Here is a 22659-nt window from a genome sequence, read left to right on the forward strand (position 1 = left end):
ATTACGATAGGTTGTTAGTTGCTTAGTGTTCGCGATTCAACAGGAAATTCGCCAGTTCGATCAACGGCGCCTTCCTCGCAGACAGCACTGCTATGCTCTCCAGGTGTTCAAACGCTAATTGCTGAAAACGGTCTTTTTCCTTTTCCGCCCAGGCATCCACCTTACAGTCATGGAACAATTCCAGGACCTGGTTCACTTTGTCGTCCGGACTGGTCGCCAGTAACTCTTTCAATTTCTGATGCTGTGCCGGATTACACAGTTCCAGCGCTTTCAGCAACAGGAATGTTTTCTTATTCACCAGGATATCTCCCCCCTGTTGTTTACCGAATTTCTCCGGATCGCCAAAGGCATCCAGGTAGTCGTCCTGGATCTGGAAAGCTATACCGATATTCTTACCAAACTCGTAAATATGCTGCTGATTATAATCACTACCACCACCGATGATGGCGCCCATTTGCAGACTCGCAGCCAGCAATACAGAAGTTTTCAGCGCGATCATCTTCACATAGTCATCATATTTCACCTGTTCAGGTTCCATTTCTTCGAAGTCCATATCGATCTGCTGTCCTTCGCACACTTCAATAGCGGCTTTGTTAAAAGCTGTGATGAGCTTCTGCTTGTAATGCGGTTGTACCTTGTTCAGGTACTCATATACTTTGATCAGCATCACATCGCCGGCCAGGATAGCAGCCGTATCACCATACAGGGTATGTACAGTTGGCTGATTACGGCGCAACGGCGCTTTATCCATAATATCGTCATGCACCAGGGTAAAGTTATGGAACAGTTCAACGGCAGTACCGACATGAAAAGCATCCGGGTGGATCTCGTCAAACAGTTCATTCCCCATAATAGACAATATTGGTCTGATGCGCTTGCCGCCTATATTTAATATATGACTGGCAGCGTCATAGAGTTTCTTTGGCTCTTTCGGGAAATGTTCCTTGCTGAAATGTTCTCCAAACTGTATGGTTAGATCTTTGAATGAATGCATGGTGTGATATCTATAAACGGCTCTAAGTTATATAAATTATGACTTTTTACGGGAAGAGGCTCCCGGCTTCTTTCCGGATGCCGGTTTCTTCTTCGAAGTAGTTTCTTTCTTTTTGCCTTTTGGCGCTCTGGACGATTTCTTGTCTGTAGCCGGTTTACGGGCAGACCTTACTCTTCCACCAGCGAATATATCATCCGCACTGCCTTCTGGCTCTACCAGGTCATAGTCCAGCTGGCGTTTCACCAGATTGGCGGCTACTACCTGTATCCTTACTTTATCACCTATACGGATCTTTTTACCGGTAAAGGAACCTACCAGAGAATATTCGTTCTCATCGTAGACAAACTCGTCTTTAGTGGTCATACTGTGAATGCTTACCAGTCCTTCACATTTGGTATCTACCGTTTCCACCCAGAAACCAAAGTGAGCCACACCGCTTACCACACCGTCGAACTCCTCTCCGATGTACTGCTGCATGTATTCCACCTGTTTGTATTTGTTAGCCGCTCTTTCCGCTTCCATGGCCTTACGTTCCATTTCGGAGGAGTGCTTACATTTCTTTTCCATCTGCTTGTCCGGATGGATATCGTGGGACAGGCATTGCTGCAATACACGATGTACCAGTACGTCCGGATAACGGCGGATAGGTGAAGTAAAGTGACAATAGTGTTCGAAGCCCAGTCCGTAGTGACCAATATCATCTGTCGTATAAGCAGCTTTCGCCATTGTACGGATACCCAGGGTCTCCAGTACATGCTGTTCCGGTTTACCATGGGCCAGCTGCAACATTTCGTTGAAGGAGCGGGCCAGTTTCTCCAGATTATCGACTTCCAGCCTGTGACCAAATTTGCGGGCAAAAGCGGAGAACATTTTCAGTTTTTCTTCATCCGGCGTATCGTGCACACGGTATGGGAATGGTACGTGCTGGTTGGTACCGATACGGATATTATATACGTATTCCGCAACAGTTCTGTTAGCAAGCAACATCAGTTCCTCGATCAGCTGGTGCGCTTCCTTGCTTTCTTTGATCACAATGCCTATCGGCTTCGCGTTTTCGTCCAGCTGGAAACGTACTTCCTGGGAAGAGAAATTGATCGCGCCATTCTCAAAACGCAGCTTGCGCAGGGTCTGGGAGATCGTATTCAGCAACAGTACCTCATCCTTATAAGGTCCCTCTCCTGTTTCGATGACCTCCTGTACCTGTTCGTATGTAAAACGGTGATCGGAATGGATCACGGTACGGCCAATCCAGTGTTCCTTGATCTCTCCCTTCTCATTCATCTTGAAGACAGCAGAGAAAGTCAGTTTATCTTCATGCGGACGCAGGGAACAGAGCTCATTGGAGATCTTTTCAGGCAACATCGGCAGTACACGGTCTGGCAGGTAAACAGAGGTAGCACGTTTATCGGCCTCTTTATCGAGGGCGGTATCCGGCTGTACATAATGGCTGACATCAGCGATGTGTACCCCTACTTCATACCAGTTGCCACGGAGTTTACGGATAGAGATGGCGTCATCAAAGTCCTTCGCGTCTACCGGGTCAATGGTAAAGGTGAGTACCTTACGGAAGTCCTTACGTTTCTTCACTTCTTCCGCATCGATGTTCTCTTTGATCTCATTCAGCTCTTTCAGCACTTCGTCCGGGAAGCTCAGCGGGAATCCGCTTTCGATCAGGATCTCCTTCATGGCCAGGTCATTGGTGTTGCTGGCATCCAGCACTTCCACGACTTCCCCTACCGGCTTGCGGGTCTTTTCGCCCCAGGCCACCACACGTACTACGGCTTTATCACCGTTCTTCGCATCCTTCAGGGAATTGGCCGGAATATATATATCGGGCATGAACAGCCCTTTTTCCGGTATCAGGAAAGCAAAGCCTTTGTTGACCTGCAGACTACCGGTGAATTCGATCTTTTTACGTTTAATGATCTCCGTTATCACACCTTCCATACGGCCTTCGTTCTTGCCCTGTTTGATCACATCGACAAGCACTTCATCTCCATCAAGCGCGGTGTTGAGATTTTTCTGGCGGACCATTACATCCTTCTCCTGTCCTTCGATAATTACAAAGGACATCCCGGAGCGGGTTATCTGAACAGTACCCCTGAAGGTTTTCTTCTGGCTACTGTGTTTTTGAGGTTTTTTCTTTTTTGTCATTCTCGTAACGTTTAATCATGGTTACTTCCAAACTGATCCACGTAAGTAAAAATATAATTATTAAATGAATCTCCTTCCCCGAAGAGGAAAGATATTTCCACCGGCATAACGGCGATGGGTAAATTCAAAGGACGCAGCTGTTCTGAGAGCAGTTGTAGTCTGACAGCGTCTTTTTCAGTTGTAACCACCAGTTTATTGCTACCGGGCAGGTTGTCCAGTTCCCGGTGTATTTTCTCCAGATCAGGGACGGAATAGTAATAGTGATCCGGGAAAGAGAGCAGAAACACGCTTTTATAGCTTTCTTTCAATCGCTGTAAAAGGGGTTCCGGTCTTGCGATACCGCAAACGAGCAGTATGGTGGTATCGGCAGGTGCTACTACCGGTGTGCCGCTGAACATATCATATAAGTCGCCATAGGTCAGAGAAGTAAAAAACAGTTGCTGATGTGGCAGAGGAGCGATCTCCTGCCGGATGGCGGCTTTCTCGGTATCGGACAGTTGCGGCGGGCACTTGGATACAATGATACAATTGGCCCTTTCATAGCCCTTGCGGCCTTCGCGGAGGCGACCAAAAGGTACTACATGGTCTTTGGTGAAACGGCGGCCGTATTCGGTGATCAGGATGTTCTGACCTGGTTTTACGGAACGGTGCTGGAAGGCATCGTCCAGCAATATAACCTGTGTTTCGGGCCGTTCACCCAGCAGCTGGGGTATGGCCAGCATGCGTTCTTCGCCTACGCAGACCGCTATTTCGGGAAACTTCTGATGGAACTGCATCGGTTCGTCTCCCAGCTGAGCGGCGGTACTGGTCGTATCGGCCAGCAGGTAACCGCTGGTACGCCGGTTGTATCCCCGGCTGAGGGTGGCTACCTGGTGATTATCTTTCAAGAGCTTAATGAGGTACTCCACATGAGGGGTCTTACCCGTACCGCCTACGGACAGGTTGCCCACTGCTATCACAGGCAGGTCAAACTCCACCGCCGTCAGCATATTACTGTCGTACAAGCGGTTACGTACCCACATTACCAGTCCATACAGCAGTGAAAAGGGGTATAATAAGACTTTCAGGTGTTTCAGCATTTTAGCTCTTTTTGAAATAGTAAATTGTTTGCGGCGTCACGACCATATCCAGCGGAACGTCGTTTTCGCCGGCATCGGCAATGGCCTCCACTGGTTCGAATAATGATAATCCGATAGTAGTCACCGTTGGCGAACATTGTTTCAGGAAACGGTCGTACATCCCTTTTCCGTATCCGACCCGCTGTCCTTTTTTATCGAAAGCGAGCATAGGAACGAATACCAGGTCCATTTCGGCAGGCAGCAATGTAATGCCTCCGGCAGGTTCAGGTATCCCGTAAGCGTTCTTTACCAGCACCGTATCCGGTTTCCAGAGGAAGTGCTCCATGGTTGCATTACGCATATCCGATCTGGACAATGCCCATTGCAAAGCAGGATAAGCCTCCCTGGCCCAGTCCACCAGTGCGTGTGTGTCCGCTTCTTTCTTTTCAGTGATGGGAAGAAAAATGTGTGCCATGCTGAAATTGCTGTAATCCAGCAGCCGGCATTGTTGCAGTAACTCCCGGTTAAGGGTGGCAATCACATCGTCCGGAAGATTCAAACGTTTTTCCAGGTATTCCTTTCGTATATCCTTTTTTGTTAACAAGTGGATCAGAATTGCCCCAAAGATAGCTTTTCTGCCTGTTCCTTCACAAATGCCCTGTCAACCAGTGCAGTGTGAGGGATCCTTCCCAAAAGCGGATATCCGCTCCATCCCACAACCTCCGTCTCATTGGTATGATATTCTCCACTGAAGATCCACCCCAAAACAGGGATACCGCGTTGTTTTAGTACCTGTGCCGTCAGTAATGCGTGGTTAATACTCCCCAGATAATTCTGGCTCACAATAATGACGCTGGCTTTTAGTTGCGCTATAAAGTCGATAGTAAAGATCTGCTCTGTTAACGGTACCATCAGTCCGCCGGCGCCTTCAATCACCAAAGGTCGGCCGGAAGGCTGCATTCCCCCTGCCTGTGCCACCACACTGTCCACGTCGATCTGAATGTTTTCCATTCTGGCCGCCAGGTGTGGCGAAGCCGGGGCTTCCAGTCGATAAGCTTCCGGGTGACACACGGTCACAGGATTGGATATCAGACTTTTCACCGTATCAGTATCCGTCCCTTCTGATAACCCACTCTGTATTGGTTTCCAGTAATCTGCCTGTAGTGCTTCCACTACACAGGCGGAGGTCACTGTTTTCCCTACCCCGGTCCCTATACCGGTAATAAATATCCGCTGACTCATGACATGCAAAGATAGTATAATAGGTATTAGGTTGTTCCTCTGTCAGAAACCTTCGGGGATTGGTTTCAGTTTTGGGCTTTCCACTCTTAATACCTGAAATATGTAAAAGGTAACCCTCTTAATAATATCTGCGTATTTACGATGATTCATAGATAAGCTGTAGATAATTCGTAGATAACCCGTATATACTCCATTCTTACAGGTACGGATTATCTACGGCTTATATACGGGTTATCTACATCTTATATACTGGTAATCAATAATATACAGCAAATATTAAGAACAGTATGGATGCAATTCGTCAGGAATCACCCCTATCCCGGAAAATAAACCCAGACATAACGCATACATGCTTCATACACGACGCATATACGACGCATACACGACGCATCTCCGGCGAACCAGTCCATTTATCCCCCCGGGCATCCCGATCCTGAAAAAGGGAAATTCCTTACATTCGCTACTGTCCAACAAGATCTATATGAAATTTTGCAACAGCATCCTCGAAACGATCGGCAACACTCCACTTGTGAAACTGCACCGCGTAACGGCCGGCCTCCCATGCCCGGTATTCGCGAAAGTTGAGTTCTTTAACCCCGGCAACTCTATTAAAGACCGCATGGCCATAAAAATGGTAGAAGAAGCAGAAAAACAAGGTCTGCTGAAACCCGGCGGCACCATTATCGAAGGTACTTCCGGCAATACCGGTATGGGCCTCGCACTGGCAGCCGTGATCAAAGGGTACAAATGTATTTTTACAACAACAGATAAACAGTCGAAGGAAAAAGTAGACATCCTGAAGGCCGTTGGCGCTGAAGTGATCGTTTGTCCGACGAATGTGGAACCGGATGATCCGCGTTCCTATTATTCTGTATCCCGCAGACTGTCCACCGAAATCCCGAATTCATTTTATGTGAATCAGTATGACAACCTGGCCAATCGCGATGCACACTATGAGCAGACCGGTCCGGAGATCTGGGATCAGACAGATGGTAAGATCACTCACCTGGTCGTTGCTACGGGTACAGGTGGCACTATTACCGGTGCGGGCAAGTTCCTGAAAGAGAAAAATCCGGACATACAGGTCTGGGCGATAGATAGTTATGGTTCTCTGCTGAAGAAATATCACGAAACCGGCGAACTCGATATGAGCGAGGTATATCCTTATATCACGGAGGGTATCGGGGAAGATTTCGTGCCGCAGAACTATGACATGAGCCTGATCGATCATTTCGAAAAGGTGACAGATAAGGACGGCGCCGTAATGGCCCGCCGTATTACAAAAGAAGAAGGCATTTTCGTCGGCTACTCTGCCGGTTCTGCCTTGTCAGGACTGATACAGCTGAAGAGCCGACTGAAACCTACAGATGTGGTAGTGGTCATTTTCCATGACCACGGCAGCCGTTATGTAGGTAAGGTATATAATGACCAATGGATGATGGAACGCGGTTTCCTGGATGTAAAAACGGTAAAGGATGTGGTGAACAGCCGCCGTAACCAGCCACTGGTGACTATCAGCCAGGAAGAGAAGGTAAGCGATGCGATCATCAAAATGAAGAAGTTTGATATCGAACACCTGCCGGTGTTACATAATAATGAGATCGTTGGCGCCATTTCAGAAGGTGGTCTTTTCAACCGCCTGATCGATGATGCGAACCTGAAGGATGCACAGATCAAACAGGTGATGCAGACCGCTTTTCCGGAGGTAAGTATGGATATGCCGATAGAAAAACTATCTGCTTATATCAATAAGGAAAACGGAGCGGTGATCAGCAAAGATGAAAGCGGCAAACCGCATATTGTTACGAAGTACGACATCATCCAGGCATTGGGTAGCTGATGCAGGAGATGAATACATATACAGACCAGCTGGGGCGGGAAGTGGTAATACCCTTCCCGCCCCGTCGTATTATATCGGTTGTGCCTTCGCAGACGGAATTATTATACGACCTCGGACTAGATGAAGAGGTGGTGGGCATCACAAAATTCTGTGTACACCCGGAGGAATGGTTCCGGCAAAAGCAGCGGATAGGTGGCACAAAACAACTCCATCTGGAAGAGATCCTGGCCCTGAAACCAGACCTGGTGATTGCAAATAAGGAGGAGAATACGGCCGCTGATATCCATTATCTGATGGAGCGGGTGCCTGTCTGGGTCAGCGATATTCAAACGTTGGATGATGCCCTGGCGATGATATCAAATATTGGGAAAATTACCGGAAGACATGAACAGGCTTTGCAAATAACGAATGATATCATCCTCAGATTCAGTGATTTGCAGAAAAGTACACATCAGGGCAAAAAACTGCGGACAGCCTATTTTATCTGGCGCAATCCCTGGATGGTTGCCGGAGGCGATACCTTTATACATCACCTGATGACGGTTTATTGCGGACTGGAAAATGTATTTGGGGAAATTTCAAGGTATCCGGAAGTGGACGCCGGACAGCTATTATCATCCGATTGTCAGGTAATATTATTATCCTCGGAGCCTTATCCTTTTAAAGAGAAACATATTGCGGAACTGGCGGCGATAGCTCCGGGTGCACGTATCCTGCTGGTGGATGGAGAAATGTTTTCCTGGTATGGCAGCCGGCTGGGAAAAGCCGCGGAATACATGCAGGAATTATGGAAACTATTGTATAATTGTCAGTAAATAATAAAAAATTACGAGAAAAATGGCATTTTAATTCGTAATTCGTTATTGATAATTCGTAATTGTGCTATAATAGTTAATCTTTAGTACTTATATTTGCCATCCTTAAATGTAAAACAATCCGAAAGCTATGGGAAAATACAGAGCTGGCGTGTTATTCGGCGAAGAGCTGGAAGCGCTGTACAATGATGCCAAGACTAATGCATTCGCAATGCCTGCTGTTAACGTAGTGGGTACCAATTCCGTAAACGCAGTACTGGAAACCGCTGCCAAAGTAAATTCACCTGTTATTATTCAGTTCTCCAATGGCGGTGCACAGTTCTTTGCCGGTAAGGGAATGCCGAATGACAAACTGCAGGCAAATATTGCAGGCGCGATCTCTGGTGCAAAACACGTACACGAAGTAGCTAAATACTACGGCGTACCAGTAGTGCTGCACACTGACCACGCTGCTAAAAAATGGTTACCATGGATCGACGGTTTGCTGGATGCGGGTGAAGTATTCATGAAACAGACTGGTCAGCCACTGTTCAGTTCCCACATGCTGGACCTCTCCGAAGAGCCAATTCACGAGAATATCGAGACTTCCGTTAAATATTTCGAAAGAATGAACAAACTGGGTATGTCCATCGAAATTGAACTGGGCGTAACTGGTGGTGAAGAAGATGGTGTTGACAACTCAGGTGTTGAGAACGACAAACTGTACACTCAGCCAGAAGAAGTGTTCTATGCTTACGAAAACCTGTCTAAAGTAGGTAGCCGTTTCACTGTAGCAGCTGCTTTCGGTAACGTACACGGTGTTTATAGCCCGGGTAACGTTGAGCTGCGTCCTGTGATCCTGCACAACAGCCAGGAATTTGTACAGCAGAAACTCGGTACTGCTCCAAAACCAATCTACTATGTATTCCATGGTGGTTCCGGTTCTCCAAAACACCAGATCGCTGAATCTCTGGGTTATGGTGTAATCAAAATGAACCTGGATACAGATATGCAGTGGGCATTCTGGGAAGGTATCCATGATTTCTACGAAGCGAAGAAAGATTATCTGCAGGCTCAGCTGGGTAACCCAGAGGGTGCAGATAAGCCAAACAAAAAATACTACGATCCTCGCGTTTGGCTGCGTAAAGGTGAAGAAACCTTCGTTAAGCGCCTGGAAGAAGCATTCGCTGACCTGAATTGCGTAAACAGAAACGCGTAATTCCCGAAGCGGGACAAGTTATGAATCCTCAGGAAGTCATTCCTGAGGATTTTTTTGTAAATGTATTTTTATTATAGCAGTTATATATATATCTTTCCTATCAAATTATTGGTAGCCAGATACTTTAATTATAATTCTACAGTTCGCATACTTTGGAAGTTAATATAATTTGTATCTTGCACAACTATTTTGTAACCTAATAGCACAATATGTCAAGCTGGTTTAAGCGCATTAAACAAGGCATTCAAACGTCTACAAGTGAGAAGAAAGAAGCGCCGGATGGGTTGTGGCACAAATGTCCTAGCTGCAAAAAAACCTCTACAGTAAAAGATCTGAAAGAGCACTTTTATGTATGCGACAAGTGTAATTACCACAATCGCATCAATTCGGCAGAGTATTTCGAAATTCTATTTGACAACAATGAATTCGAAGAGCTGTTTGATAATATCTATCCGAAAGACTTCCTCGGATTCAAGGATCTGAAACCTTACGGTGCAAGACTCGTTGAGGCTCAGAAGAAATCCGGTCTGAAAGATGCCATGCGCGTAGGTGCAGGTCAGGTATTAGGTAACAACCTGGTAGTGGCTTGTATGGACTTCGCCTTCATCGGTGGTTCTATGGGTTCAGTGGTAGGTGAAAAGATCGCCCGCTCCATTGATTACTGTATCGCGAACAAGATGCCGCTAATGGTTATTTCCAAATCAGGTGGCGCCCGTATGATGGAAAGCGCCTTTTCCCTGATGCAGATGGCTAAAACTTCCGCAAAACTGACGCAGCTGGCCGAAGCTAAGCTGCCTTATATCTCCCTGATGACAGATCCAACCACAGGTGGTGTAACAGCTTCCTTTGCAATGCTGGGTGATCTGAACATTGCGGAGCCAAAAGCACTGATCGGTTTCGCCGGTCCGCGCGTTATTAAAGAAACTATCAAGAAAGACCTGCCAGAAGGTTTCCAGAGCGCTGAGTTCCTGCTGGAACACGGTTTCCTGGATCTGATCATCGACCGTAAGGAGATGAAACAACGTCTGGCGGTATTGTTAGAGTTATTTAAGAACTAAGCACAAGAATCTCAATTAGGAATTAGGAATTAAGAATTAAGAATTGTTGCTAAAGCAAATTTCTTAACCCTTGGTTCTTAATTCCTAATTTTATAAGTATAAATTCATTCATTATTAACCACAAAACAGAATTACAAAGATAAAGGACTTACAATTGCGCCAATTCACACCGCCCAATTCTTAATCCCTAATTGTTAATTCTTAATTTTTTTTAATGATTTAGGATGCCAGGAATATCATTTGAGCCAATTATTTCGGCTCAATTCTTAATTCTTAACTCCTAATTCCTAATTGTTTTTCCATGGCAGAACTCAAGAACAGATCGGCATATTTCGAGTACGCAATAGAGGACAAGTATATTGCCGGCATGGTGTTGACAGGTACGGAAATCAAATCGATCCGTGGTAGCCGCGTGAGCTTCAACGATTCATTCTGCTATTTTTCCAAAGGAGAGTTGTTTGTTAAAAGCCTGCATATATCTGAATATACACACGGCACATATTCTAATCATGATCCCCTTCGTGAACGTAAGTTACTGCTGACCAAGCGGGAACTTAGAAAACTTGAGAACAAGATCAAGGAAAGAGGCTACAGCATTATCCCCCTGCGCATCTTTATTACCGACAAAAGCCTGGCTAAGATCGAAATCGGACTGGGTAAAGGTAAAAAGCTGCACGACAAACGGGATAGCATCAAGCAACGCGAAACGGACAGGGAGATCAGAAGATTCCTGAAATAAAAATACACTACCGATTATATGCAAAACCGTTTCTGGTGGCTGATAGCACCTATCCTATTTATCCTCTCCTGTAAAAACGGGGAGAAATTGTACAATAAAGGACGGTATGATGAAGCCGTTCTTGTATTTGTCAAAAAACTACAGAAGAAACCTACAAACACCACCTCATTACAACTGCTTCCGGATGCCTATGCACAGGCCAAACGTCTTCATGAAGACAAAGTCACCGGTTTCCTGAGCTCCAACGACCAGCTGAAATGGGAGTATGTACGCAACGAATACCGTAACCTCCAGCGGTTGTATGATGCGATACAGTCCTGCCCTGCTGCACTGGCTGTCGTTAAACCTAAAGATTATCGCAACGCTATTACCGGCGCCCAGGAAAATGCGGCGCAGGTAAGATATGACCGGGGCGCTTCCCTCCTCGATCAGGGAGATAAAGCCGCGGCCAGACAGGCATTTGATGAGTTTCAGGCAGCCCTGAGCCTCATCCCGAATTACCGCAATGCAGCACAGCTCAGAGACGAAGCCTTTGCAAGAGGAACCGTCAATGTAGTAATAAGACAGATCGATGTACGCTCTCCCTATTATCAGTTCAGCGCTGACCAGTTCAGAGAAATACTGATCAAAAACCTCCAGCAACGTAATATCAACCGCTTTGTACAATTCACTGACGAGCGTATCGCCCAGGCCAACAGGATACAGCCTGACCAGTTCCTGGAAATGCGTTTCTATGATTTTGTGGTGGGTCAGACTTATGTAGACCGCTCCGAAAGGGAGGTTTCCAAAGAGATTGTTGTATCTACCGTGAAAGACAGTACCGGCAAAGAAACGATCAAACGTTACGCGACCGTCAAAGCTAAAGTATACGTGAACAAGGCAACCGTGATCTCTAAAGGTGTGCTGGACTACCAGCTGCTGGACGCGGTTAACGGAAATATCATCCGTACAGACAGACTGCCGGGTAGCTTTACCTGGGTAAATCAGTGGGGATTTTATAAAGGAGATGAACGCGCACTCAGCGACCAGGATAAAAGCCTGATGGGTGGTGAGGACATTGCCCCTCCACCGCCACAGGAACTGTTTATGCAGTTCACAAAGCCGATCTATGATCAGATGACGAGTGAAATGCAGCAGTTGTATAACAATATGTAAATAAAAGAGGGTGTATCAAAATAAATGAACGTTCTCAGAATTGCTTAAATAACTACCTGATTCCATCAGGCACCTAAATGAAAGGAGGCTGCTCAATACTTTTGACAGCCTCTTTTATTTCATCCCGTTTCTATAAAACCGAAATGCCCCTCTATCAACAGATGGTTTGAAAACCTACTACCTTTATATTAAATAAAACGATATATTTGCACCGCAAAACTGGTCTGTCATACAAAACAGACGTAAAACCATATAACCTATGAAAAAACTCGCTGTATTACTGTTTGCTGTTACCGCCTTCACGGTAGCTTGTAAAAAAGATGATAAGAATGATACCAACCCTGCGGCGATCGGTGGTTCCTATACCATCGAGGGTAAAACCTATGCGGCTGATTATGCCTACTGGACGGGCAGGGATGGTCTGGTGATCACGAATAAGCCACAGGCGCCGGAGTATATTGAGAATTCTGTACAGATCTCTGTGGATAGCCTGTACTTCTCAGATACCTTTACCTACATGGGACGCAGTAACATCAACTATGATAAAAAGAAGAATTTCTTCGGATCATATGTAAGATATACTGCCAGCGGTGTATACGGCGAAGGAACAGAGATTACAAACCTTTCAGCAGGTACCCTGAACGTAAACAGAAATAACGAGATCTATACGATCAAATTCAATATCACTGTAGCGGGCAGACCTATACAGGGCACTTATGTGGGCCGTGTGGAAGGAAAGAAATATGAATAATATTTTTACGATAAAAAGCAAAGGGGAAGCAATATTGCTTCCCCTTTGCTTTTTATCGCTTAACTGACCCAATTATATAATATCCGCTGTCAGCGAAAGGCCTTTCAATGTCTTATGCATGCTCAGTTCTTCATGAACGAATACTGTATCTTTTTATACTGAGGTTTGTTCACCTGCTCTTTCAGTTTCTTAAAGGACTCCATTGGGCCTTTCGTTACGAACAGGTTCACCAGCCAGGCAGGCAGGTTACCACCGGGGTTTGCTTCCAGGGTGTACTCAATATCTACATTACCGCCATTAGGTGTAATGATCCATTTACCGGAGGACTGCGTCACACGTACGATCCCGTTTTTAGCTGGCATATAATCAGGTACTACCGGTCCGTCGATGGTCACAACCCTGGTATGAGGGTCCTGACTGGCATGCAGGTGACAGATGAAATCCCTGTTATTGAGTGGCCATGGCAGGCTGACCTCTGAATAATAGTATACTTCCGCCGGAGATACCTGTTTCAGCAGCGTACTTGATTTAGTAGCATACAACCACTCTCCTGCGGTGTTGACATCCATAATGACGGCGGTAAACTGGGTCAAAGTAGCTGGCAATGAACATTTTACTTTGATGCCCTTGTAATCGGAATTCTCTATCGTCTTGGTATAGATCTTAATTCCGTCTTTATCATGCTTAAGCGTCCAGGTATTCTGGCTATAGCTCATCAGGCTAAATAACAGAGCCAGTCCGGTTATCAATAAGTTCTTCATGTTCGTCTATAGGTTGAAATCCGTTACAAAACTACCGAACTACATCGAGATTATATAAAAGTGAACGGATATTGTATTAAAAACGGACATTTTGGTTCTTCCGGAAAACATTAAACTACTGGTTATGAGCTATTTAATATTCCGGCACTTACTTAGCTGAGGAATAGTATATTCATTGTAGCATATGTTTAGAAGTTACCTTAAAATAGCACTGAGAAACCTTTGGAAGAATAAGCTTTTCTCAGTTATTAATATTACCGGACTGGCCCTGGGTGTGGCCTGTGCCCTGCTGATCATATTTCATGTAAGGCAGGAACTCAGTTATGATAAGGGGTTTACAAAGGCGGACCGTATTTATCGTGTTACCCAGACCGGTAAGGGCGACAATGCCCGTAGCTGGGCTGCCACTGCCCCCACTACAGCGGATGCCTTCAAACAGTTCTTCCCACAGGTAGAAAAGACCGTCAGCTTTCACAGACCCTATCCTTTCCAGGTGCTGAGCTATACCGGTGCAGATGGGAGTCTGATAAAATTTGAAGAGAAAGGCGGCTTCTTTGCCGACCCGACTGCCACAGATGTATTTGATATTGATTTTCTGTCCGGCGACAGGAACACCGCATTAAACACACCGGGCTCCATTATTCTCACAGACAAAATGGCCCATAAATACTTTGGCGAAGCTGACCCGCTGGGAAAGATCTTACAGGATGATGTAAATAATATCTCTCTCAAGGTTACCGGTGTGATCCGTGAATACAATTTCCCTACGCACCTCCGGTTTGACTATCTCCTGTCTATGTCTACCATCCATCATTTCCTGGATGAACGTTCACTGGCGAACAAGACCTGGAATGGTTTCTATACCTATATACTGCTGGACAAGCCCAATGCTGCAAAGCAGGTGGAAGCCGGTCTCAAAGACTTTACGGCAAAGTTCTATGAAGAGAGCAATACCACCCGTGAACAGATCTTAGCCGACCGTGAGATAAACATTCAGCCTATTACCAGCATTCACCTGTACTCCCGCCTGGAGAAAGAAATGTATCCCAACAGTGACATCACTTATGTAAAGATATTCTCGCTGGCTGCATTGTTCATCCTGTTAGTGGCTGCTGTCAATTTTATCAACCTGTATACAGCACAGGCATTCGGCAGAATGCGGGAAATAGGTATGCGTAAAGTAATCGGTGCTACTTACCGTCAGGTGGTTGCACAATTCCTGGGAGAATCACTGCTTACTACCTTATTTGCCACCGTACTGGCCTTTTTATTGTTCAAAGCAGCCATTCCTTTTTATAACAGTATTGCGGAACGGCCTTTTTATATGCATCAGGCCTTTACGCCTTCCGGATTAGGCATCACGTTGTTACTGATCATATTTATTGCTTTGCTGGCGGGAGGATACCCTGCATGGCATGTAGCGCATTTCCATCCGGTGAAGGCATTGCGGAGTAAAAACATGCCTGGTACACGGGTGGACAATGTCAGAAAAGGGATGGTTATTTTCCAGTTTGTCGTATCTGTTTTTATGATCATCAGCACAATGATCATCTATCGTCAGATCAGGTATTTTCATAACAAAGACCTGGGTTTTGACAGGGAACAGGTGGCTGGTATTACCATATACGGACCTATGTGGAAACATTTCGGCTCACTGATCGATGATATCAAACGCTCCCCTGATATTGCCGACTTCTCCATTGTATCGACGCTACCGGGAGACAGATTCAGCTCCCAGCCCTTTCAGCCATTGTCTGCTACCGACAAAGAAGAATTTGATAACAGTCGTATTATGTGGTCGGATGAAAGGTTTTTACCTACCCTTCAGATCCCATTAGTAGAAGGCCGGAATTTCTATAATCAGATGCCGGATATCAAACAGAAGGAGTTTATCATTAATGAATCTGCGGTAAAGGCATATCATCTTACATCCCCTGTGGGGCACCTCTTTGTGGCAGACGGAGATACGGGTACGGTAGTCGGTGTGGTGAAGAATTTCAATTTTGCATCGTTGCATACGCCTGTAGATCCGCTGGTGATAAAATATGACCCTTATCGTGCGAACTATCTGTTATTAAAGATCAGGCCAGGACATATTCCAGCGGCGCTGACCTACATGAAGGAACGTATTACGACACTGACACCTGGAGGTACATTTACCTATACTTTTATTGACGATAAACTCAACCGGCTGTATGCTTCCGAGAATCAGATGAGCAGCATCTTCCGGACATTTGCGGCATTTGCCATCTTCATTTCCTGTATGGGATTGTTTGGTCTGTCGGCCTATAGTGCGCAATTAAGAAAGAAGGAGATCAGTATACGGAAAGTGCTGGGGGCATCTTCTGCGTATGTGGCGTTATTACTATCACGCGATTTCATCAAACTGGTGCTGATTGCGGTACTGGTTTCCTGTCCGCTGGCCTGGTGGGCGATGGATAAATGGTTAAGTGGTTTTGCTTATCATATTCCTGTGAGTGGGTGGATGTTTGCAGTTGCCGGAGGCTTTGCACTGGTCGCTGCATTTCTGACGGTGAGTTATCAGGCAATAAGGGCGGCATTGAGTAATCCGGTGAAACATCTGAAGGCAGAATAATGATCAAAATAAAAGAGGCGTCCGCTGTAAGCGAACGCCTCTTGTGGCATTATGCGTTTACCAAAGGCTTGACTTTGTTACCTATCAGATCAATTGCGTTCATCAGTTTGTCATGTGGTACTTCCGCGGAATCCATCTGGAAGGTCAGTCTTGAGACACCTCCCAGTGCGTTCGCGTGACGCACTATCTTTTCTGCTACTTCTTCTGCACTTCCTACCAGCAGGGCGCCTGTAGGGCCATTCTGGGCGAGGAAATGTTGTTTTGTTACCGGTGGCCAGCCTCTTTCTTTACCTACTTTCGTCATACTGGCGGCATAGCCCGGATAAAAATCTTCTATTGCTTTTTCTGTTGTTTCTGCAACGTATCCAAGCGAGTGTAAACCAACGGTGAGTGTTTCAGGCGCATGTCCTGCACGTCTTCCGGCTTCACGATAGAGATCGATCAGCGGACGGAAACGATGTGTCTCTCCTCCTATGATCGCCACCATCAGTGGTAAGCCTAATGCACCTGCGCGCACAAAAGACTGTGGCGTACCGCCTACTCCGAGCCATATAGGGAGTTTTTCCTGCAATGGGCGTGGGTATACGGGTTGATTTTTCATCGCTGGTCTGAACTTACCTGACCAGGTCACGAATTCCTTGTCACGAATTTCCAGTAAAAGGTCCAGTTTCTCCGAAAACAGGTCATCGTAATCGTTCAGGTTGAATCCGAATAACGGGAAAGCATCTGTGAATGAGCCACGACCTACAACCATTTCTGCACGACCATCGGAGATCAGGTCAAGGGTGGCAAAGTTCTGAAATGCACGTACCGGATCCATTGCGCTCAGTACTGTTACAGCACTGGCCAGTTTGATCTTTTTAGTCCGGGAAGCTGCTGCCGCAAGAATATGCGTAGGCGCCGAATCCAGGAAGCCCTTACGGTGATGTTCACCGATGCCAAATACGTCAAGATCCGATCGGTCTGCGTGTTCCATTCGCTCGAGTAACTGGAGCATAGCATCCCTGTCACTCAATGCGGCGGCCGCATTATCACTAAACCTCGCCGCAAAGCTGTCAATTCCAATTTCCATATATCAATGAAGGGTTTACTGTCCCGGGCAGCTGCTTATGCCAATACAGGCACAGATTCTTTTACCAGCTGCACTTCCATCAGCAGTTTCACTTCATCGCTCAGTACGATGCTACCTGCTTCTGTAGCTGCATTCCAACGCAGTCCGTAGTCTGCGCGGTGCAGGCGGCCTTTGATGGAAAAGCCTTCTTTTTCCTGTCCGTATGGGTCTGTCACAACACCGTTGCGTAAAACATCCAGTTCGATGCTGTGCGTATGACCTTTGATAGTCAGATCACCGATCAGCTTATATTCTTCTTCTGTTACTTTTTTGATCTTTTTAGATACGAAAGAGATCTTTGGATGATGTTCTGTATCGAAGAACTCACCACCTTTCAGGTGTTCATCTCTCTGTTTGTTGTTGGTAGTGATGCTGGCTGTTGTTGCTTCAAAAGTGATTGTTGCATCGTGAAAATCCGCGCTTTCAGTCTTAACACTTCCTGTAAACTCCGTAAAGTAACCGCTTACGTTTGTGATCATCAGGTGTTTTACTTTGAATCCAATTTCGCTGTGTGATTCATCGATCTTCCAGTGTGTCATAATCTTTTCCTTTTAGACAGTTGAAATAATAATGATGTAAATGTAATATGTATTCTAATTATAACGAGTGGATAAATTATAGATAATGGTGGACAAATTTCAATTTTTCATTAAATAAATGTTAAAGTGCCTTAGATAGATGCATGAAAAAGGGCTTTACCCCTTACGGTGTAAAGCCCTTTTTAAAATATTGGTATCTGTATCTATTCTCCTTCAAAACCGACGTCGTCCAGCCAGTTGCCACTATCGGCAGCCTGTGTGGCCAGTTCGTCGCAGCGGTTGTTCAATGGATTGGTGGAGTGCCCTTTTACCCAGTTGAACTTCACGTGGTGCTTTTTAAAAGCAGGAATAAAACGCTGCCAGAGGTCTTTATTCTTCTTGTCTTTAAAACCGGTCTTTACCCAGCCCCAGAGCCAGCCTTTTTCAACGCTGTTGACCACATACTGGCTATCTGTAAAGATCCTGACCTGGAGTCCGTCTCTCTTCAATGCTTCGAGGGCTACGATAACAGCCATCAGTTCCATACGGTTGTTGGTCGTGAGGCGATATCCCTGTGATAATTCCTTGCGGACACTGTTCCACATCAGTACAACGCCATAGCCACCAGGGCCTGGGTTACCGCGGGAAGAACCGTCCGTGTAAATAATAACTTCTGACATAGCGGGCAAAGATAAGGATTAAGCGCTATGCTTTTACACCTGGAATACACCGAGGCTAAAGCTATCTTCTACAGGTGCATTATTCGCAGCAGCAATGCTTTCGGACAGTATTTTACGTGTATCCTGCGGATCGATGATCTCGTCTACCCATAAACGGGCAGCGGCGTAATACGGTGTCGTCTGACTGTTATAACGTTCTGTGATCTCATTCAGCAGACGGCTTTCTTCTTCCGGAGAGATCTCCTCTCCTTTTGCTTTCAGTGAAGCGACCTGTATCTGCAGGAGTGTTTTAGCCGCCTGTTCACCACCCATTACAGCGATCTTCGCATTGGGCCATGCATAGATGAACCGCGGATCATATGCTTTACCACACATGGCGTAGTTACCCGCACCATAAGAGTTACCTACGATAACGGTGAATTTAGGTACCACAGAATTGGCCACGGCATTCACCAGTTTAGCACCATCTTTAATGATACCGGCATGTTCGCTGCGGCTACCGACCATAAAACCAGTTACATCCTGCAGGAATACCAGCGGGATCTTTTTCTGGTTACAGTTCATGATAAAACGGGCTGCTTTGTCTGCGCTGTCATTGTAAATAACACCGCCCATCTGCATCTCTCCTTTTTTGCTTTTTACCATCTTCCGCTGATTGGCAACAATCCCTACTGCCCAGCCATCGATGCGGGCATATCCGCAGAGGATCGTTTTACCATAATCTTCTTTATACTGGTCAAATTCAGAACGGTCTACCAACCGGTGGATCACCTCCAGCATATCATAGGGACGGGTGCTGTCTTCCGGAATAACACTGTAGAGTGTCGCAGGATCTTTCTCAGGAAGCGCAGGCACTGCTCTATTAAAACCGGCACTGGCAGGGTCTCCTATTTTGCCGACGATCTTTTTAATCTGATCGAGACATTCCTCATCGCTGTCAAATTTATAATCAGCGATACCGGAGATCTCGGTATGGGTAACGGCGCCGCCTAATGTTTCAGCATCTACAGTTTCACCGATAGCTGCTTTTACGAGGTAAGGTCCGGCCAGGAAGATGGAACCATTGCCATTGACCATGAGCACTTCATCACTCATGATAGGAAGGTATGCGCCACCCGCTACACAGCTACCCATGACAGCGGCGATCTGGGTAATGCCCATTGCGCTCATGCGTGCATTGTTGCGGAAGATGCGGCCAAAATGTTCTTTATCCGGGAATATTTCATCCTGCATCGGCAGGTATACCCCTGCACTATCTACCAGGTAGATCACAGGCAGTCTGTTTTCCATAGCGATCTCCTGCAGGCGCAGGTTCTTTTTGCCTGTCAGCGGGAACCAGGCGCCGGCTTTCACTGTCATATCGTTGGCGACGATCATACACTGACGGCCGCTGATATAGCCGATACCACCGACAGTACCTGCCGCGGGACAACCGCCATGTTCAGCGTACATGTCATAAGCAGCAAAGGCGCCGATTTCTGTAAAAGGGGTGTCTTTGTCCAGCAGATAAGCAATTCGTTCTCTGGGGGTCAACTTACCTCTCTGCCGCACTTTTTCGAGGTTCTTTTTACCACCTCCCTGTTCGATGACAGAGAAGCGTTGTCTGAGCGTGCTGAGAGATTTGCGCATCGCATCTTCGTTCCGGTTCATGTCCAGTTGCTGTGCATCCATATGATTGTTTTTGGTTCAGGGCTATTTTATGGCCACAACTAAAAATAAGGAAAAACGGAGAAAACGGTAAGAATTAGGAATCAGGAATTGGGGATAAGCGTCTAAAGGTGGTCATTAGACGTTGTCAATAAAAAACAATGCCTTTAAAACACCTTCTGCAAGGCCGTTTTAAAGGCAATACAATATACATGACCACTATGAATGGTCATAATAAAACGACATTAAAATAAGCGGGAATTAATAATCCGTCAGATTCCCTTCCCTCATCGGAATAACCGTATTGGTAGAATCTACTTCAATCACCCTCTTTGCAGCGATAAAACGCTTCTTGTAGTACTCACTGTTCGTGATATCTACAATGTTCACGCCCTGGTTGCTGGAGTGGATCATCAGGACCTTTCCATTGTCAACTTTGTACACACAACCTACGTGTGCGACTCTTTTTACTTTGGATTTGGTACTACGTCCGGTGAAGAACAGCAGATCGCCCGGGGTGAAGTCTGATACGGTGATGAGGTTACCCAGGTTGCTCATTTCAGCCGCTGTACGTGGCAGGGTCATACCGATAAAGGAGAAACCAAACTTGATCAATCCGCTGCAATCAAAGGCCATAGGACCGATAGCGCCACGGATGTATGGTTTACCCAGTTCTGACTCCAGTACGGCGAACAGTTGCTTGATGTTGTTACGCAAGCCTGAGGTATCGTATGTATTGACGGTGATATCTGAGTTTGGGAAATACAAACTATCAGGCATCGGTGGTGGTGCTACCACCTTATGATGGACAACAGCTTTCGACTTATGGGTAGTCGCTTTCTTATGGTAAGCAGTTGTATGCTTCTTCGCTGGTGCGTGTTTAACTGGCTTTTTCTTTACTTGTGCTCCAACAGTGGTTATGCTGGCAACAGATATGATTATCGGCAATAACTTCTTCACAGTAACATGATGTTTTAGTCAAAGACCCCTTCTTCGACTGCCGAAGAACCAAAGTCCTCAACAGATAAATTTCGGATCATTTTGAATGCTTTCGATGTTGTATCCGGTTTAGGTATGCCTTCCCCCTCTTGCAGGAAAGAAAACACTTTATGCTCGACAAGGTTTCCCTCGCTGGTGATTTTTACCCGCAGCAAAGGTGCAATATTATTGGGATATTTTAAATTGAATTGATGATAAGTTGCAAAATTTCCTAAACTATAAGCCACTAATTTACCTTTATAACGCTCCATAGCCCTTACTACATGGGGACCTGAGCCGATTACGAGGTCAGCTCCTTCATTGATACACATATGGGCGAAATGTCTAACATCTCCCCTGTTTTGGCCCAAAAAGAACTCCCTGCCCTTTGGTGTATGGGTACGGCCGGAGCCTTCGCCTCCACCATGGAAGAAAACAACCAGCAACTGACAAAGGGGACGCACCTCGGCAATAGTCGCCCTTACCAGGGAGTCGTCATTCATGTCCAGACACCCGGTATGAGGGGCAAACGAGACAAAACCGATCTTTGTATTTCTCACAGTCAGGGTATCAAATACGCGGTCTGGTACGCCGCTGGTCTTGATATTAACGCTATCCAGGAAAGCCAGGGTATGCGTTACCCCTTTCTGGCCAAAGTCATAAGAGTGGTTATTTGCCAGGTTCAGGTACTCAAATCCTGCTTCCTTATACCACATTGCCTGTTTGTAAGGCGTGCGGAAAGCGAAACACTGGGTAGAGTTCCCGCAATTCTTAAACACCTTTGCGCTGTCAGATACCGCACTCTCCAGGTTGCCGATACGCAGATCGGTCGCCTGTAATAAAGGCATCGCATATTGCAGGATATTTCCTTCTTCTTCTTTTGGTAAAAAGGCTTTCGCCGGATAAGATGAGCCCACCATCAGATCGCCCACAATGGAAAAACTGATGGTATCAGGCAGGGTATCCACTACGGGATAAAAGGTAGTATCCTGTCGCAGCGCCAGACTATCCGCATATCTGATCTCAGCATATACAGGAGATCTGTCACCCTTCACGCCTGAGAGCGAATGGGAGAAAAACAATAAAAAAACAATGTTAAAAGAAAACAAAGGAATGCTCCTTGCGGCAACTTTCAGCATACAGTAAACTAATATATTAAAATGATATCCAGACTATTATAGCGTTTAAACGTCATTCCGGGGGTACAATAAGATAATCATAACATCACTCTGACATTCACGAACCGTCCCTTTGAGGTATTATGCGCACAAATATACATGAATCCGGTGGGATTTTGCAACACGAAGGCCGGCCTTCCCGCAGGAAGACCGGCCTTTAACAGTATAGAGGATTCTGTTACAATC

Annotated in this window: 20 protein-coding genes; 8 read left to right on the forward strand and 12 right to left on the reverse strand. The window is 46.0% G+C overall.

All coding sequences use genetic code 11. The features are described 5' to 3' along the window. Positions 1–22: 22 nt before the first annotated feature. The 5 genes from BMZ72_RS08435 to bioD are packed head-to-tail and all read right to left on the reverse strand — an operon-like array spanning position 23 to position 5448. Positions 23–994 (reverse strand): polyprenyl synthetase family protein, encoded by a 972-nt coding sequence (locus BMZ72_RS08435; RefSeq protein ID WP_089807051.1) that lies wholly within the window; start codon positions 992–994, stop codon positions 23–25. Positions 995–1030: 36 nt separating this feature from the next. Then, positions 1031–3148 (reverse strand): ribonuclease R, encoded by a 2118-nt coding sequence (rnr, locus tag BMZ72_RS08440; RefSeq protein WP_089807052.1) that lies wholly within the window; start codon positions 3146–3148, stop codon positions 1031–1033. Positions 3149–3159: 11 nt separating this feature from the next. After that, on the reverse strand, positions 3160–4227 hold the full coding sequence (gene lpxK / locus BMZ72_RS08445) for a tetraacyldisaccharide 4'-kinase (protein ID WP_089807054.1): 1068 nt from the start codon (positions 4225–4227) through the stop codon (positions 3160–3162). A 1-nt stretch (position 4228) separates the two neighbouring features. Next, positions 4229–4810, reverse strand: coding sequence for a 5-formyltetrahydrofolate cyclo-ligase (locus tag BMZ72_RS08450; protein WP_177222725.1), 582 nt, complete (start codon positions 4808–4810; stop codon positions 4229–4231). 5 nt (positions 4811–4815) lie between these two features. Further along, positions 4816–5448, reverse strand: a complete 633-nt coding sequence (bioD, locus tag BMZ72_RS08455) for a dethiobiotin synthase (protein WP_089807058.1) — start codon at positions 5446–5448, stop codon at positions 4816–4818. A 481-nt stretch (positions 5449–5929) separates the two neighbouring features. Between bioD and BMZ72_RS08460 the strand changes: the two genes are divergently transcribed. The 7 genes from BMZ72_RS08460 (at position 5930) to BMZ72_RS08490 (ending at position 13004) form a co-directional block, all read left to right on the forward strand. Then, a complete protein-coding gene (locus tag BMZ72_RS08460; RefSeq protein WP_089807060.1) occupies positions 5930–7288 on the forward strand; it encodes a pyridoxal-phosphate dependent enzyme in 1359 nt (452 codons plus the stop codon). Between the two features lie 8 nt (positions 7289–7296). Further along, entirely contained in the window at positions 7297–8103 is an 807-nt protein-coding gene (locus BMZ72_RS08465; protein ID WP_255373141.1) for a helical backbone metal receptor, read from the forward strand. Between the two features lie 130 nt (positions 8104–8233). After that, positions 8234–9301, forward strand: coding sequence for a class II fructose-bisphosphate aldolase (gene fbaA / locus BMZ72_RS08470; protein WP_012791300.1), 1068 nt, complete (start codon positions 8234–8236; stop codon positions 9299–9301). A 209-nt stretch (positions 9302–9510) separates the two neighbouring features. Continuing rightward, complete coding sequence (gene accD, locus BMZ72_RS08475) at positions 9511–10359, forward strand: acetyl-CoA carboxylase, carboxyltransferase subunit beta (protein WP_012791299.1); 849 nt, start codon at positions 9511–9513, stop codon at positions 10357–10359. 301 nt (positions 10360–10660) lie between these two features. Next, a complete protein-coding gene (gene smpB / locus BMZ72_RS08480; protein ID WP_012791298.1) occupies positions 10661–11098 on the forward strand; it encodes an SsrA-binding protein SmpB in 438 nt (145 codons plus the stop codon). An 18-nt stretch (positions 11099–11116) separates the two neighbouring features. After that, positions 11117–12253, forward strand: a complete 1137-nt coding sequence (locus tag BMZ72_RS08485; protein ID WP_089807063.1) for a tetratricopeptide repeat protein — start codon at positions 11117–11119, stop codon at positions 12251–12253. A gap of 259 nt (positions 12254–12512) precedes the next feature. Next, positions 12513–13004 (forward strand): hypothetical protein, encoded by a 492-nt coding sequence (locus BMZ72_RS08490; RefSeq protein ID WP_089807065.1) that lies wholly within the window; start codon positions 12513–12515, stop codon positions 13002–13004. Positions 13005–13126: 122 nt separating this feature from the next. Here the strand turns inward: BMZ72_RS08490 and BMZ72_RS08495 are convergent, their stop codons facing one another. Then, entirely contained in the window at positions 13127–13765 is a 639-nt protein-coding gene (locus tag BMZ72_RS08495) for an START domain-containing protein (protein WP_089807067.1), read from the reverse strand. Between the two features lie 184 nt (positions 13766–13949). Between BMZ72_RS08495 and BMZ72_RS08500 the strand changes: the two genes are divergently transcribed. Further along, positions 13950–16361 carry an ABC transporter permease gene (locus tag BMZ72_RS08500; protein WP_089807069.1) on the forward strand — a complete coding sequence of 804 codons (2412 nt, stop codon included), beginning with the start codon at positions 13950–13952 and terminating at the stop codon, positions 16359–16361. A gap of 49 nt (positions 16362–16410) precedes the next feature. Here the strand turns inward: BMZ72_RS08500 and BMZ72_RS08505 are convergent, their stop codons facing one another. The 6 genes from BMZ72_RS08505 to BMZ72_RS08530 all read right to left on the reverse strand — a co-directional run bounded on the left by BMZ72_RS08505 (position 16411) and on the right by BMZ72_RS08530 (position 22434). Then, positions 16411–17433: an LLM class flavin-dependent oxidoreductase gene (locus tag BMZ72_RS08505; RefSeq protein ID WP_089807070.1), complete on the reverse strand. Its 1023-nt coding sequence runs from the start codon at positions 17431–17433 to the stop codon at positions 16411–16413. A 35-nt stretch (positions 17434–17468) separates the two neighbouring features. Further along, positions 17469–18011, reverse strand: a complete 543-nt coding sequence (locus BMZ72_RS08510; protein WP_012791291.1) for a YceI family protein — start codon at positions 18009–18011, stop codon at positions 17469–17471. A 203-nt stretch (positions 18012–18214) separates the two neighbouring features. Beyond that, positions 18215–18670, reverse strand: coding sequence for a ribonuclease HI (gene rnhA, locus BMZ72_RS08515; RefSeq protein ID WP_089807072.1), 456 nt, complete (start codon positions 18668–18670; stop codon positions 18215–18217). A gap of 33 nt (positions 18671–18703) precedes the next feature. Further along, a complete protein-coding gene (locus BMZ72_RS08520; protein WP_089807074.1) occupies positions 18704–20341 on the reverse strand; it encodes an acyl-CoA carboxylase subunit beta in 1638 nt (545 codons plus the stop codon). Between the two features lie 237 nt (positions 20342–20578). Beyond that, positions 20579–21277, reverse strand: a complete 699-nt coding sequence (locus tag BMZ72_RS08525; protein ID WP_143087644.1) for a C40 family peptidase — start codon at positions 21275–21277, stop codon at positions 20579–20581. A gap of 14 nt (positions 21278–21291) precedes the next feature. After that, entirely contained in the window at positions 21292–22434 is a 1143-nt protein-coding gene (locus BMZ72_RS08530) for a CapA family protein (protein ID WP_089807079.1), read from the reverse strand. Between the last annotated feature and the right edge of the window lie 225 nt (positions 22435–22659).

Source organism: Chitinophaga sp. YR627 (assembly GCF_900114995.1).
Taxonomy (GTDB): Bacteria; Bacteroidota; Bacteroidia; order Chitinophagales; family Chitinophagaceae; genus Chitinophaga.

Excerpts from the sequence above, each read along its gene's own strand:
- BMZ72_RS08510 (WP_012791291.1), bottom strand. The coding sequence starts at position 18,011 with ATGACACACTGGAAGATCGATGAATCACACAGCGAAATTGGATTCAAA.
- smpB (WP_012791298.1), top strand. The coding sequence starts at position 10,661 with ATGGCAGAACTCAAGAACAGATCGGCATATTTCGAGTACGCAATAGAG.
- BMZ72_RS08435 (WP_089807051.1), bottom strand. The coding sequence starts at position 994 with ATGCATTCATTCAAAGATCTAACCATACAGTTTGGAGAACATTTCAGC.
- BMZ72_RS08490 (WP_089807065.1), top strand. The coding sequence starts at position 12,513 with ATGAAAAAACTCGCTGTATTACTGTTTGCTGTTACCGCCTTCACGGTA.
- BMZ72_RS08530 (WP_089807079.1), bottom strand. The coding sequence starts at position 22,434 with ATGCTGAAAGTTGCCGCAAGGAGCATTCCTTTGTTTTCTTTTAACATT.
- bioD (WP_089807058.1), bottom strand. The coding sequence starts at position 5,448 with ATGAGTCAGCGGATATTTATTACCGGTATAGGGACCGGGGTAGGGAAA.
- BMZ72_RS08465 (WP_255373141.1), top strand. The coding sequence starts at position 7,297 with ATGAATACATATACAGACCAGCTGGGGCGGGAAGTGGTAATACCCTTC.
- lpxK (WP_089807054.1), bottom strand. The coding sequence starts at position 4,227 with ATGCTGAAACACCTGAAAGTCTTATTATACCCCTTTTCACTGCTGTAT.
- BMZ72_RS08505 (WP_089807070.1), bottom strand. The coding sequence starts at position 17,433 with ATGGAAATTGGAATTGACAGCTTTGCGGCGAGGTTTAGTGATAATGCG.
- rnr (WP_089807052.1), bottom strand. The coding sequence starts at position 3,148 with ATGACAAAAAAGAAAAAACCTCAAAAACACAGTAGCCAGAAGAAAACC.
- BMZ72_RS08460 (WP_089807060.1), top strand. The coding sequence starts at position 5,930 with ATGAAATTTTGCAACAGCATCCTCGAAACGATCGGCAACACTCCACTT.
- BMZ72_RS08495 (WP_089807067.1), bottom strand. The coding sequence starts at position 13,765 with ATGAAGAACTTATTGATAACCGGACTGGCTCTGTTATTTAGCCTGATG.
- BMZ72_RS08520 (WP_089807074.1), bottom strand. The coding sequence starts at position 20,341 with ATGGATGCACAGCAACTGGACATGAACCGGAACGAAGATGCGATGCGC.
- fbaA (WP_012791300.1), top strand. The coding sequence starts at position 8,234 with ATGGGAAAATACAGAGCTGGCGTGTTATTCGGCGAAGAGCTGGAAGCG.
- accD (WP_012791299.1), top strand. The coding sequence starts at position 9,511 with ATGTCAAGCTGGTTTAAGCGCATTAAACAAGGCATTCAAACGTCTACA.
- rnhA (WP_089807072.1), bottom strand. The coding sequence starts at position 18,670 with ATGTCAGAAGTTATTATTTACACGGACGGTTCTTCCCGCGGTAACCCA.
- BMZ72_RS08485 (WP_089807063.1), top strand. The coding sequence starts at position 11,117 with ATGCAAAACCGTTTCTGGTGGCTGATAGCACCTATCCTATTTATCCTC.
- BMZ72_RS08500 (WP_089807069.1), top strand. The coding sequence starts at position 13,950 with ATGTTTAGAAGTTACCTTAAAATAGCACTGAGAAACCTTTGGAAGAAT.